Annotated in this window: 12 protein-coding genes; 3 read left to right on the forward strand and 9 right to left on the reverse strand. The window is 59.0% G+C overall.

The annotated features are described in order from the left end of the window. Positions 1-37: 37 nt before the first annotated feature. The 6 genes from LY631_RS18715 to LY631_RS18740 all read right to left on the reverse strand — a co-directional run bounded on the left by LY631_RS18715 (position 38) and on the right by LY631_RS18740 (position 5,551). Positions 38-1,561, reverse strand: a complete 1,524-nt coding sequence (locus tag LY631_RS18715) for a tripartite tricarboxylate transporter permease (protein ID WP_274427115.1) — start codon at positions 1,559-1,561, stop codon at positions 38-40. A gap of 2 nt (positions 1,562-1,563) precedes the next feature. After that, positions 1,564-2,010, reverse strand: coding sequence for a tripartite tricarboxylate transporter TctB family protein (locus tag LY631_RS18720; RefSeq protein ID WP_274427116.1), 447 nt, complete (start codon positions 2,008-2,010; stop codon positions 1,564-1,566). Between the two features lie 83 nt (positions 2,011-2,093). After that, entirely contained in the window at positions 2,094-3,062 is a 969-nt protein-coding gene (locus tag LY631_RS18725) for a Bug family tripartite tricarboxylate transporter substrate binding protein (RefSeq protein WP_274427117.1), read from the reverse strand. Positions 3,063-3,085: 23 nt separating this feature from the next. Beyond that, positions 3,086-4,633: a class I adenylate-forming enzyme family protein gene (locus LY631_RS18730; RefSeq protein WP_274427118.1), complete on the reverse strand. Its 1,548-nt coding sequence runs from the start codon at positions 4,631-4,633 to the stop codon at positions 3,086-3,088. After that, entirely contained in the window at positions 4,630-5,076 is a 447-nt protein-coding gene (locus tag LY631_RS18735) for a MaoC family dehydratase (RefSeq protein ID WP_274427119.1), read from the reverse strand. Before LY631_RS18735 ends, LY631_RS18730 begins: the two co-directional genes overlap by 4 nt. A 10-nt stretch (positions 5,077-5,086) precedes the next feature. Continuing rightward, positions 5,087-5,551 (reverse strand): MaoC family dehydratase, encoded by a 465-nt coding sequence (locus LY631_RS18740; RefSeq protein ID WP_274427120.1) that lies wholly within the window; start codon positions 5,549-5,551, stop codon positions 5,087-5,089. Positions 5,552-5,657: 106 nt separating this feature from the next. On the opposite strand from LY631_RS18740, the gene LY631_RS18745 reads away from it, so the two are divergent. Both LY631_RS18745 and LY631_RS18750 read left to right on the forward strand, forming a co-directional pair. Further along, positions 5,658-6,449 (forward strand): IclR family transcriptional regulator domain-containing protein, encoded by a 792-nt coding sequence (locus tag LY631_RS18745; protein WP_274427121.1) that lies wholly within the window; start codon positions 5,658-5,660, stop codon positions 6,447-6,449. 64 nt (positions 6,450-6,513) lie between these two features. Next, entirely contained in the window at positions 6,514-6,984 is a 471-nt protein-coding gene (locus LY631_RS18750; RefSeq protein WP_274427122.1) for a PaaI family thioesterase, read from the forward strand. 343 nt (positions 6,985-7,327) lie between these two features. Here the strand turns inward: LY631_RS18750 and LY631_RS18755 are convergent, their stop codons facing one another. Then, a complete protein-coding gene (locus tag LY631_RS18755; protein ID WP_274427123.1) occupies positions 7,328-8,086 on the reverse strand; it encodes an SDR family oxidoreductase in 759 nt (252 codons plus the stop codon). A gap of 570 nt (positions 8,087-8,656) precedes the next feature. On the opposite strand from LY631_RS18755, the gene LY631_RS18760 reads away from it, so the two are divergent. After that, positions 8,657-9,370, forward strand: coding sequence for a fumarylacetoacetate hydrolase family protein (locus tag LY631_RS18760; protein WP_274427124.1), 714 nt, complete (start codon positions 8,657-8,659; stop codon positions 9,368-9,370). A 118-nt stretch (positions 9,371-9,488) separates the two neighbouring features. Here LY631_RS18760 and LY631_RS18765 read toward each other — a convergent pair whose 3' ends face one another. Both LY631_RS18765 and fdhF read right to left on the reverse strand, forming a co-directional pair. Continuing rightward, the gene (locus tag LY631_RS18765) at positions 9,489-10,631 is read right to left on the reverse strand and encodes a putative sulfate/molybdate transporter (RefSeq protein WP_274427125.1); all 1,143 of its coding nucleotides are present in this window, start codon (positions 10,629-10,631) and stop codon (positions 9,489-9,491) included. Between the two features lie 144 nt (positions 10,632-10,775). Continuing rightward, positions 10,776-13,571, reverse strand: coding sequence for a formate dehydrogenase subunit alpha (gene fdhF, locus LY631_RS18770; RefSeq protein WP_274427126.1), 2,796 nt, complete (start codon positions 13,569-13,571; stop codon positions 10,776-10,778). Position 13,572 lies beyond the last annotated feature (1 nt).

The raw sequence follows: 13,572 nt of genomic DNA on the forward strand, positions 1-13,572 counted from the left end.
CCTTGCGAGCATAGCCCGCGACAACGTCATGTCTCATCTATTGTCGAACTTCCGTTTCATCGCGGGCTCGCGCCTGACGGGCCTGCTGAATTGTCGAGACGATCACATAGATCACGATGCCCAAAGTGGCGAGCAACAGGATGGCGCTGATAGGTCTCGTGAAAAACATGGAGAAATCGCCACGGCCCATCAGGAGCGCCCGACGTAGATGGTCCTCGATCATTGGGCCAAGAATGAGGCCTAGGAGAACCGGAGCCGCCGGAAAGTCGAGTTTGGCCAGCACGTATCCAACGACGCTGAACAGCGCCAGAAGTCCGATATCGAAGGTCCGATTGTTGATGCTGAAGACCCCGATACAAATGAACAGGAGAATGGAGGGGTATAGTAGCTTGTAGGGAATAGTCAGGACGCGCGCCCAAACTCCGATGAGCGGGATGTTGAGCGCTAGAAGAAGAACGTTACCAATCCAGAGACTTGCCACCAGACCCCAGAACAACTCTGGCTCGTCGACGATTACCCCTGGGCCGGGGGTAATTCCAAAGATCAGAAGAGCGCCGAGCATCATCGCCATGATGGCATCACCAGGCACGCCCAGCGTTAGGGTGGGTATCAGACCGGCTATCGAGGCCGAATTGTTCGCCGATTCCGGACCGGCCACGCCCTCCAGCGCCCCTTTTCCGAACCGGGAAGAATCGCGCGCCACGGATTTCTCTGCCGAATAAGCCACAAAGGTAGCGATCGTTGGGCCGCTGCCGGGAAGTGCGCCGAAAGTAAAGCCAATGCCGAATCCCCGCAGCACCGCGCCCCACATGCGAGCGAAGGAGCGAACCGCAGCGGTCAGGTCGGCCATGGCGAAGCGTGTATGCACCAGCGTCGACCTGCCCTTCTGCTCAAGATTGAATACGATCTCCGTGACAGCAAAAAATCCCATCGCCAAGATAACGAAGTTGATGCCGTCGGCCAGGTTCCAATTGTCGAAGGTGAACCGCTGCACGCCCGAAGTCAGATCGGTACCCACAGTGCCGATCCCAAGACCAAGCAGCACCATCGCAATTCCCTTTATGAAGCTGCCCTGCGACAGACCGGCTGCCGCGGTCAGCCCCAGGATCAACATGGAGAAATATTCGGGGGAACTAAATCTCAGGCCGAACTCTGCGACCATGGGAGCAAACGTCATCACGAGAATAATCGCGAGACTTCCTCCTACGAAAGAGGACAGCGCGCTGATGACGAGCGCCAGACCACCTTGGCCATTCCGTGCAAGGGGATAGCCATCCAGACACACGACTGCCGACGCCGCATGTCCTGGCGTATTGAGAAGGATGGAAGTGATGGCACTTCCATACATGGAGCCATAATAGATGCCGGCCAACATGATCAGCGCGGCGACGGGGTCAAGGCCGAAGGTGACGGGGAGTAGAATAGCGATTGTCGCCATCGGTCCAATCCCCGGCAGAACACCGATTAAGGTCCCGACCGTCACCCCGACGAGGCAATAAAGCAAGTTCGCCGGTGAAAGGGCGACGCTGAATCCGAGCGAAAGGTTTGCGAATAAATCCATGACTACGGCCACAATTGTAGCGGCAGCTTAAGGACGTACCAGAAGAGGTAGCCGACGAACGCCGACAGTACGGCCGCTAAGACAGCTGTCGGCAACCAACCCAGGCGTTCATCTCCCGCAAAACGCGAGATCGTAACGAGGAGAACCGTGGATAGGATAAGCCCGAATTTATCGATTGAAATGGCGAAGGCACCCAGTGCCGTGATTACAAGCAAGAGTGGGCGAACGCTTGCAACAGAAATGGTGCCGACAGCCGGATGTTTGGAAGTACACGCCTGCCCGAGGAAAACAGCGCTAACCAGGCACATCAAGATCCCGATTACCATCGGGAAGAACCCCGGCCCCATTGCGCTTACCGTTCCCAGTCGCAAGCCGGTGGCGTGAGCGATCATGAAACCGCCCAGGCTCAGAAAAATCAGTCCGGACAGAAGAGGTTTGGAAAGTGACATGCTTCTGCTTTCTCGACCTTCAAAACGAGGCGCTGTGAGCGGGAGCTAATTCTCCCCGCGCACAGCATTGAGGCAGCAAGGAACTATTGCAGTTCCACTCCGGCTGATTTGACGACGCCCTGCCATTTCTCGATTTCGTCCGCGACGAATGTTTCGAAATCGGACCCGACGAGCTCTCCGGGTTCCACGTTCAATTTCTTGAACGTCGTTGCGATTTCCTCTGACCCCAGGAGCTTGGTCAGCGCCGCATCCAGAGATGTCCGAGCGTCTTCGGGCAACCCGGCCGGACCGTAGAGACCGAACCAGGAGGCAGCCGCGTATCCCGGGACGCCTGCTTCAGCAATCGTTGGCACATCAGGCAGGGAAGAAACGCGTTCAGCGGTGGTGACGCCGAGGATGCGCAACTTCCCGGATTGTACATGCGGGACGACTGTCGGCAATGAATCGAACATTACCGGTATATGGCCGCCCAAGAGATCGGTCATGGCTGGAGCCGCACCCGGATAGGGCACGTGCAGCATGTCGATGCCGGTCATCGACTTGAAGAGTTCACCGGAAAGATGATTGGAGCCGCCAACACCGGAAGATCCAAAATTGAGGCCGTCCGGATCCTCCTTTGCGAGTTCGATCAGTTCCGCGACCGAGTTTGCCGGAACATCGGGATGCACCACCAAGGCATTCGGCACGAGCGCTATGAGTGCGACCTCGCTAAAGTCTTCCATCGTGTCGTAAGGCAGGTTGTCGCGGAGGCCCGGATTGATAACGTGATGGGTCGCCGTGAGCAGTAGCTGCGAGCCGTCGGCATTTGCGTGAGCAACATAGTTGGAGCCCACGGTTCCGCCGGCCCCGGGCCGGTTCTCAACGATTACCGTTGCCCCGAGTTCCTCACCCAGCGGGCCGGCCAGTTCACGGGCCAGAATGTCGGTTGTTCCTCCCGCCGGAAACGGTACGGTGATGTGGATCTGGTCGACCGGATAGGACTGTGCCTGGGCGGACGCTGCCAAACCCAGCGCCAGCAAGCCGGTTGCGGCCAATGTTTTGAAACCATTCATTTGATATCCTCCCTGGAATCCGTTTATGCGGTCGTTGCGCTGACTGCAGTGGATGCGTCAGCTAGTCTTCTGCGTAGTTCTCTGCGCAGAATTTTACCCACCTCGTTACGCGGCAAGGAATCGGTGACGATGACGCGCTTTGGGATCATGTAATTGGGCAAGTAGTTGCGGCAGTGATCTGTCACCTCGTGCTGGATGACCTCTCGTCCGCTTTCCGGAACGACAAAGGCGACGACCACCTCGCCCCATTCCTCATCCTGTTCACCTACCACGCCTGCTTCAGCCACACCCGGCAGCCGACGAATGCATTCTTCGATGTCATTGGGATAGATGTTCTCGCCGCCGCTGATGATCATGTCCTGCTTGCGGTCGACGAGGTAGAGGAATCCATCCTCATCAAATCTACCCATATCACCGAGGCTAAACCAGTCGCCGCGATGCGCCGCGGCGGTGCGTTCGTCGTCGCGCCAGTAACCCGAGAAGAGGCCGGGACCGCGTATGAATACCTCTCCGACTTTGCCGGCGGGCAGATGTTCTCCTTCTTTTCCGAACACTGCTACCTCGACATCGAGGACCGGCCGTCCGACAGAACGTTCCCGCACTGCCAACTCGTCCGGAGTTATAGTCGTGACAATCCTCGTCTCGGTAGCGCCGTAGAACTCGGTCAATGCCGGACCGAATTTCTCGAGAACACGCTCCTTTGTCGTGCTAGGCAGAGGGGCTCCGCCCGAAATAAGACACCTCATCTTGGAAAGGTCGCGCCGATCCAGATCGGGTTCGCGCACGATACGCTGCAGCATTGTGGGAACGAGGAATGAATTGGTGGCGCTGTATTTTTCAGCTAGCTCCAGGTAGGTTTGCGGTTCGAATTTCCGTGGAACGACCGAGGTTCCGCCCAGATAAATGGCAAGGGAGGCGAAGTCGCGGGGCGCGGAGTGCCAATAGGGGCCCGCGTTGATCGTGACGTCTTTGTCTGTCAGACCATACTCCAGCGCCTTGTAAAGAAACCCACCGACAATCGCTCTATGGGAAACCAGCGCCCCCTTCGGCGTTCCCGTCGTTCCAGACGTGTAGCCGACATAAAGCACGTCTTCGGGCGAGATTGAGACGTCCGGCGGAATAGGTTTGGCGGTTTCGAGCAGTTCCTCGAGCGCCCATCCGCGATCCGTGGGCCCACCCATCACGACGATACGCCCATCGATTTGCTTGCGGGTTTTAGCTGCAAGTCCATCGTAAACGGGCAAAAATTCCCGGTCGACGAAAAATGCGCTGACCTCGGCATGGCTCAGGCGAAAATCGATATCGGCCACCTTGAGCGCCGTATTCAATGGCACAAACCAGGCACCAATGCTGCCAATGGCAAAGTAAGCCGCGAGATAATCGGCGCTGTTGCGGGCGAGCATTCCTACCCTGTCGCCTTTTTGAATTCCCAGATGCTTCATTCCGTCAGCGATCCGGTAGACCCGTTGCGCGAACGCCTTGTGCGAAATCTCCCCTACCCGCTCACAGGCTACAGCCGTTCGATCAGCAAAGCGTTGTGAGGTGAAGAGAAGGCTGCGGCCGAGAATCATGCGGCCTCCCGGACGGGGAATTCGACCTGCGCCTCACCCTGCGCTACCTTTTCACCGCCTTGGTTCAGCACTTCGATCTCCAGAACGGCCCAGCGCGACTCATCCGTCGTTTTCATGGACTTGACGGTGGCAAACGGTTGAATTGTGTCGCCGGGCTTTACGGGGATAAGCCAGCGCGTCTCAAGACGGCGTTGAATGGCTCCCCACTCGTGCGCCCAGTCGGTTATCATGCGCGTTATCAACCCGAAGTTGGTCATGCCATGCATGATGATGCCGCCGAATTGGGTCCTGCCGAAGCTGCCCTTCATGTATTCGTCATCCAGATGCAATGGATTGTAGTCGAGCGAGGCGTCGCAAAACTCGCGGATCGTTTCCCTCGTGACGGCGAATTGCGAGCCTTCTACGCGGCTTCCAACATCGATTGCGCTAAAGAGGTCGTTCATTCCCTGCTCCTCAATTGGGTCGAATGGTCCAGCCGCGGCCCGAGCAGATGACCTCGCCGTGCTGATTGAAAAAAACGTTGTCATGGATGACGAAAAGGCGGTCTCGCTTGATAAACTTATCGAGCGCGCGCGCCTGCAACGAGATCGTGTCCCCTGGGCGAGCCGGGATGTTGTAGGTCCAGGATTGTCCGGCATTGATCGTTCCGGGACTGCGCATCCAGTCAGTCGTCGGCGTGCACGAAAACATGAGCAGGATGTGGATGGAGGGCGGCGCGATGAGTCCGCCATAAACGCTTTCTTTCGCGTACTCCTCATCGAAGTAGAGCGGGTGCATATCCCCGACCGCCCTGCAGTACTTCTGAATAGCCTCCAACGTCAGCACGTACGGAACCGTTTCACGCGGTTCGCCGGGCACGATCGCATCCCAACTCTTGCGCTCCGCCGCGTCCCGCCAGAAATCCGTCTCAAACTCCATTGCAAGTTCCTATTTACATTGTTCATTGAGTGAACATAATAGCCACTATTGAAACGTAGCCGAATCTAACAATGTAGGCAACAAGGATTTTGAGGGACTAGTAATCATGAACGAGAAAGCGGGCCCGGATATCGAACACGACCCCCAGAGCTTTGTGCGCTCCCTTGCACGTGGCTTGGCGGTGATTGAGGCCTTGGGGCGTCCACCGGGTCGGCACACGCTTGCAGAACTCGCCGCGGCCAGTTCGCTGAATCGCGCGGTGGCGCGTCGCATTTTGCTGACGCTTGTAGAGCTCGGCTACTGCACCGTCGACGGGCGATACTATCAACTTACGCCGCTGACGCTGAGCCTGGGCTTATCCTACGCCCGCAGCCTTCCCTTTTGGGGCTACGCACAGCAGGTGCTTGAGGAGGTCCGCGCTGAAATAAACGAATCCTGCGCGATGGCGGTGCTCAACGTTCCAGACATCGTCTACATTTTGAGGCTTCCCGCTCGTCGAATCCTACCGACCAACCTCGCCATTGGCAGCCGCCTGCCAGCTTTTGCCGTTTCCCTGGGTCGAGTAATGCTGGCTCATCTTAGCGACGCCGAACTGGAGGAATATCTGCGTAACTCTGAACGCCAAGCCTTCACCCCGAGTACACTGACCGGCGACGCCGAATTGCGCGCCGAGCTCGCACGGGTGAAGGAGCAGGGATACGCCTGGATCGATGCGGAACTCGATCCCGCCATTTCAGGCATCGCGGTGCCTGTACGCGACCAACGCAACAGGGTCATGGCGGCACTAAGCGCAAATTTCGTCGCTGGTTCTATCGACGAGGAACGCGCCAAGGCAGAAATCCTGGCACATCTCAGGCGCGCCGCGGCCGACATCAGGGCCAATATGCCGCCTTCATAATGCGCGTCGTTCAAGAAATCAGTTGCGCGCCAGCAATGACAACAAGGCAATCGAGGCAGTGGTAATGGCTGAAAACAAGCCTGAGGAACAACGCAAAGAAAATAGTGCAAGTGCGGTATTTGCGAATGCCCGCAATCGGTTTCCCGATTTGGTCGGTGTAAAAACGGAACGTGCGGTGAAGGGAAAAGCGCGCTGCACTTTGGAGCAGCGCGATGGCAATTCGAACGCATTCGAAAGTATACATGGAGGCGCGGTGGCAAGCCTTATTGACGTGGCGGCAACCGCGGCCGCACGGTCAATGGCCGTGGACATTGCGCGTGTGGCAACATTGAGCCTGACGATCACCTATATGCTCCCTGCGAGGGGACCCGTGGCGGCAGAGGCTGTCGTTCTTAGTTCCGGGAAGCGAATTGCAAATACGAGAGTAGATGTGTCGACAAGCGATGGAACCTTAGTCGCCACGGCGCTGGCGAACATACGATTGCAATGCACTAAACCCGAAGACCCGCCGGCACCTCGCGTTCGATGCGATTGAGAAGCGGGTGCACTCCTGATGGCCGCGGCGCTGGCATGTTTCTGGCAAGAAAGGCGCGGACTTGGGAATTTCCAACTGACCGTGCCACCAACAGACGGTTCTGCGACGAAGTCTGATCTCGGTCGCGCAAAGCGCGCTCCCGCAAGATGGCTCTGTAGGATGGCTCGCAAAGATTTGTCATAAAGCGCAGCGGAAAGGCTTTTCGCCTCTATGGCTTTAGTTCAAGCCGCCGCGTTGGGGGCATTGAAGATTTCCTTGGAGATAATGGAAGGCCGGCAACAGCATGATGCTTGTCCATGCCCCCGACTGGAATCATCGCCAGTCGGAGGCATTGGTGCGGTGGCTATGTTAAGCGGACGGACATGCCGCCGTCGGCAATCATAGGGCTTCCCGTGATGAAGCTCGCCCGATCGGAAAGCAGGAACAGGGCCGCCTGCGCAATCTCCTTTGCGGTCGCCATCCGCTTCATTGGATGCAGGTTCGCGATGAACTCTAGCGCGGCCGGATTCCCTTCTCCTCCGCTTGGCGTGATCGTACCTCCCGGCAACAGCGCGTTGACACGGATACCCTCGGCGGCATGGTCGGACGCCAGCGACTGCACAAGGCCTATCAGTCCAGCCTTAGATGCTGCATAGGCCCCCATTCCCGGCATTCCGCCATTGCTGAAGCCGACGAAGGACGAGGTGAAGACAATCGAGCCTCGCCCTTGCTTCCTGATGACCGGTATCTGCGCCTTGGCAGCCAGGAAGGCGCCTGTGAGGTTGACCGAGATGACATCGCTCCAGTTGCCGATCTTCATGTCAGGGATCGGACCCATCTCCCCCACGATGCCGGCGTTGTTGAACGCACCGTCCAGCCCGCCGAACTCTTTTTTGGCGAGATCGACAAGGGCATCGGCATAGCCATCATCCGTTACGTCGCCGGCTAGGTATACGGCTCTGCCATTGTCACGGTTGATCGTCCCCGCGAGGGTTTCGAGTTCCGCCGACCGACGTGAGCCAAGGACCACATTGGCGCCTTCGGCCGCGAACAGCAAAGCCGCGGCTGCGCCGATACCACTGCTCGCCCCGGTGATGATGATCGACTTGCTTTCCAGTTCCATGACGTCGTTTCTCCTAAACGTTGTGTCATGGTTGCCTAGCGGCTGCACAGACAGCGCGGCCACCCGATTCACGTGGCGCCAACGTGCCGCCGAACCTGATCCGCTGAAAATTAGGCGCAAGACCGAACATTCCTTCTTCCACACAGCTGCAACCATCGGCACCGCCCGCACCCCGCACCATAGGCATGTCCTAGCGGGAGCGACCGCTAAAGATCAGGATAATTTTGGATGATAGTCTCAAAACCAAGGACGAGGCGCTGATGAAGCGGCTTGTTGAAAGTTGGGATTCCCTTTTACGGCGAAAGATGCAGGTCATGGAGCGGATGTCAGCGGACGGCGCCGGTAGAAGTTCAATCGAACTGTTTGCCGACGATATCCGACTCCATCAGATGCCGTTCCACAGCGCGCAGATGGCGATACATGGCCTGCCTGGGCCGTCGAGATCGCGCAGCTCAATAGCTGCTATGATGCGGTCGTGTTCCGGGAAAGAGTGATGATCGGCCGGCGCTCACGCTTCGGCCTCGTCGGCCGGCTGGAAATAGAGTAATACGCAGGAGCCAGGAGCTGATAATGTCCGAGACCGCCTACAACAACGCCACCCAGTCCTATGTAATTGCACCACCCGCCATGGCGGTGTTGCCAGTGGAGGGATGCGACCGGCTTTTCCCAGTCAACCGCATTTTCTGCATTGGCCGCAACTATGCAGCCCACGCGGTGGAAATGGGTCACGACCCGGACAAGGAGCCGCCTTTCTTCTTCTTAAAGCATCCGAGCAATCTCTCTGTCGGAGAAGACTTCCCCTATCCAACCCAGACGAACGACGTGCATCACGAAATCGAGATGGTGGTGGCTCTCGCCAAGGGCGGGACAGACATCAGCGTCGAAGACGCGCTCGACCACGTCTTTGGCTATGGCGTGGGACTGGACATGACGCGGCGCGACTTGCAGGGCGAGGCCAAGAAACTAGGGCGTCCTTGGGAGGTTGGAAAATCCTTCGAGAAATCGGCACCTTGCGGCCCGCTTGTCCCGGCGTCCCGCATCGGCCATCCGGCCGGAGGCGCCGTGACGCTGGACGTCAACAGCGAAAGACGCCAGAGCGGTGATCTCAACCAGATGCTCTGGAAAGTGCCTGAGATGATCACCATCCTGTCGCAATATTTCGAATTGCAGCCAGGCGACTTGATCATGAGCGGTACGCCGGCCGGTGTCGGGCCGATCGAACGCGGCGACGTGATACACGGAAAGGTGACAGGTGTTGGCGAAATCACCGTCAAGGTGGTGTAGACCTGTGGACGCGGTGGCATTCCGGTACGCTCTATGCCGAAGCTAGAATATAGAGGCGGAAATGCCGTTGATGGCAGCGCTCACGGAGCGCGTGCCGCTGCGATTCATACCCAGCCCATCAGTTCCTGACATGACGCCGCAGAACGCGTACAGCAGTGTAGCGTATAAACTCCGCAAATGAACCGGCGAGCAGGCCCCAGAAGGGGTCTATCCACACGGTGACACCCGCCGTGACCGCGATCACTGGCCAGCAGGACGGCTTGCAGTCAAACAGGCGTTTTGTGAACGCGAGTTCGCCGGAGGCCATCAGGAGCAGCGCGCCCAGCCCCGCCGCCGGTATCGCGGCAAGCGTGGCCAGCCCGAGTCCTCCTGGCAGAATAGCGAAAAACAAGAGGGCCAGACCCAAGACGAACGGCGCTGTGCCGCTGCGGGCACCAAACCTATAGTGCGCTGCCAGCCCTCCGGCTCCGTGGCACATGGGCAGCGCACCGAAAGGCGTCAGCAACAGGTTGGCAAGACCGCTTGTCACCGACAACCGCGCGGGCGTGACATGGGCGGCACGATCACCGAAATAATCGCCGGCGATCAGAGCAGTGAGCAGAACGGCATTGGTGAGGGTGAGCGAAAGCTGCGGTAGCACGAATTGCGAGACAGCGCGCTCCAGTTCCGCCGGAGTCGGCAACGACGGGACAGAGAATGTCGCCGACGCCGATCCCAACTCCATACCCGGCGCATTGAACAGCTGCGCCAACACAATCGCCAGCACGAGTGCAATCAAGGCGGCAGGATAGCGCGGCGCCAGCAGCAGCCCCAGAAGCAGACTGAGGGTCAGCACCGCGACGTCCGGTGCCGTGGCCATCAAGTCAACGCTTACCAAGGCGAGCGCCAGACCGAGCCCCAGTTGCAGTCCGGCCAGAACCGATTGCGGCACGATACGGGCAAGCCGCGTGATCCATCCGGTCAGGCCCAAAACCAGCAACACCAGGCCGATCATGACACCGCTGGCCACCAGCCCGGCCGGCGCTATACCGGCCGTAAGCAGCACTGCCGCAACAGCCTTCATGGGCTGCACTGGTATGGGAAGACGGTAGTGGACAGCCGTTGCAATATAGAAGACGGCGAACCCTAGAAGCACCGGCGTCGGCGCCAGTCCAACCACGGCAATGGCGCCCAGCATCAGAGGCAGCAACGTGCCAAGGTCGCCCAGTGCGCCGCTCAGCTCGCGCAGGCTAAAGATGAACCTCTCACCCCTCGCCCGCATTTCTCGCACTCCTTGAACCCCGCGTCACATTCCGGCGGCTGCCTGCAAGTCAGCTCTTGGCATCGCTCACGATCATCTGGGGTGGGGGCGATTGCCAGGACATCCAGAAGACCCATGGACAGTGACCAATCCTGAAGCCTACCGTCAGCGGGATTGCGGAATTTTGTTGGCAGCAGCTTCTATCTGTGCCGCACAATATTTGAATTCCGGAATCTTGCCGAAAGGATCAAGCATCGGGTTGGTCAGCTTGTTGGCCGGGCTTTCGTTGAAGCAGAATGGCATGAAGATCATACCGTCAGCCACTTCCCGGTCAGCACGCAGGATCGCCTCGACCGTGCCGCGCCTGGTTTCAACCTTGACCATATCACCCTGCGACAGCCCGCGCCTGGCGATTTCGCGTGGGTTCATCGCCGCGATACCGAAGGGCTCGATTGCATCGAGCACACCAGCCCGTCGCGTCATGGCGCCGGTATGCCAGTGCTCGAGCAGGCGGCCCGTGGTGAGCACCAGCGGGTATTCCTCGTCGGGCACTTCATCGGGCGGCAGCAAGTCGGCCGGCGTGATGCGGCCGCGGCCGTCGGATGTCGGGAAGCCGTTAGTGAAGATGATCTCGTTGCCGGGCTTGTCTTCGGCGTCCGCCGGATAGATGATTGAATCTTCGCGCTCGATACGCTCCCAGGGAATGTTTTGGAGCGAAGGCATGACGCTCGCCATTTCGGTGTAGACCTCGGAAACGGACTTGTAGGTCCAGTCCAGCCCCATGCGCCTGCCGATCTCGACAACCAGTTCCCAGTCCTGCCGGGCTTCGCCGGGCGGGTCGAGAGCGGGACGACCGATTTGTACTTGACGGTTAGTGTTGGTGTAGGTGCCGAGCTTCTCCGCATGGGCTGAGGCCGGCAGCACCACATCCGCATGCCAAGCGGTCTCGGTCAGGAAGATATCCTGCACTACAAGATGCTCGAGCTTGGCCAACGCTTCGCGGGCATGGGTTTGGTCGGGATCCGACATGGCGGGGTTCTCGCCCAATATATACATGCCCTTGATCTCGCCTTCATGGATGGCGTCGATGATCTCCACCACGGTCAGGCCGCGCTTGGGATCCAGCGTCTGGCCCCAGAAGTTTTCGTACTCGCCGCGAATGTCGACGTTTTCGACCGACTTATAGTCGGGGAAATACATGGGGATCAGCCCGGCATCAGAAGCGCCCTGGACGTTGTTTTGTCCACGTAGCGGATGCAGGCCCGTGCCGGAGCGGCCAACATGGCCGGTGATCAGAGACAGCGCGATCAGGCAGCGCGAATTATCGGTGCCGTGGGTATGCTGCGATATGCCCATGCCCCAGAAGATGATGGAGCGTTCGGATGTGGCATAGGTTCGCGCCACATCGCGCAGCACCTCGGCCTCAATGCCACAGACTTCCGCCATCGCCTCGGGCGAGAAGTCCTTCACCTTTTCCTTCAGCGCCTCAAAGCCGGAGACATTGGCCTGGATATATTGTTCGTCATAGAGTTTCTCCTCAATGATCACGTGGATCAGCGCATTCAGCAGGGCAACGTCGGTGCCCGGCTTGAACACCAGCGAATGACTGGCATGGCGCATCAGGTCCTGCCGGCGTGGATCAATGACGACCAGTTTGGCGCCAAGCTTGGCGGCCTGCTTGAAATAGGTTGCAGCAACAGGATGGTTCGTTGTCGGGCGCGCGCCGATGACGATGATGCAGTCGGCCTTCATGGCATCATTGAAGGGGGCCGACACGGCGCCGGAGCCGACGCCCTCCATCAGGGCGACAACCGAGGAGGCATGACAAAGCCTGGTGCAGTGATCGACGTTGTTGGTGCCGAAACCCTGCCGCACCAGCTTCTGAAACAGATAGGCCTCCTCGTTCGAACCCTTGGCCGAGCCAAAGCCGGCGAGCGATTTGCCACCATGGTTCTCCAGCAGGGACTTTAGCCCGCCGGCAGCACGCGAAAGTGCTTCTTCCCAGGTCGCCTCGCGGAAGACGGTGAGCGGATCGACGCCGCGCATGTCAATGTCGCCTGTTTTCGGCGCGTCGTCACGGCGAATGAGCGGCTTGGTAAGGCGATCGGGCGACATGACATAGTCAAAGCCGAAGCGGCCTTTGACGCAGAGCCGGTTCTCATTGGCATAGCCATCACGGCCGTCGACCTGGACGATCTTGTTGTCCTTCACCGCGACCGTGGTCTGACAGCCAACGCCGCAGAACGGGCAGACACTGTCGACCACTTTGTCGAAGGATTGGACGGCGCGGGTCTTGCCCGCCTCGTCCATCAGCGACTTTTCATAAAGCGCGCCGGTCGGGCACGCCTGAACGCATTCGCCACAGGTGACGCAGGTGGAAAGCCCCATCGGGTCATGCATGTCGAAGACCGGAACCGCATGATTGCCGCGATTGGCCATGCCGATCACATCGTTCACCTGCACCTCGCGGCAAGCGCGCACGCATGCCCCACAGGAGATGCAGGCGTCCAGGTTGACCGCAATTGCCGGGTTGGAAACATCGAGCTCCGGCTCGACATCGCCGGAGGAGAATTTCGAACCGAACCGCTCGCTGCCCGAAATGGCCATGGAGGACGCCCACTCCCAGAAGGCGGACTGATTGTCCGGCCCCTCGTCGGCGGGGCGCATGTTGCTGGCCAGGAGCTCGAACACCATCTCACGCGATTTCTCGGCACGTTCGGTATCGGTTCGCACGACCATATCCTCGGCCGGCTTGCGGATGCAGGAGGCAGCAAGCACGCGCTCCCCCTCGATGTCGACCATGCAGGCACGGCAATTGCCGTCCGGCCGGTAACCGGGCTGATCGACATGGCAGAGATGCGGGATGCGATTGCCCTCTCGTTTCGCCACGTCCCATATGGTGTCGCCCTCGGAGGCTGTTACCGATTTACCGTCGAGCGTGAAGGTGATCTTGCTGGTCATC

The sequence above is a fragment of the Chelativorans sp. YIM 93263 genome (assembly GCF_028767125.1).
Taxonomy (GTDB): domain Bacteria; phylum Pseudomonadota; class Alphaproteobacteria; order Rhizobiales; family Rhizobiaceae; genus Chelativorans.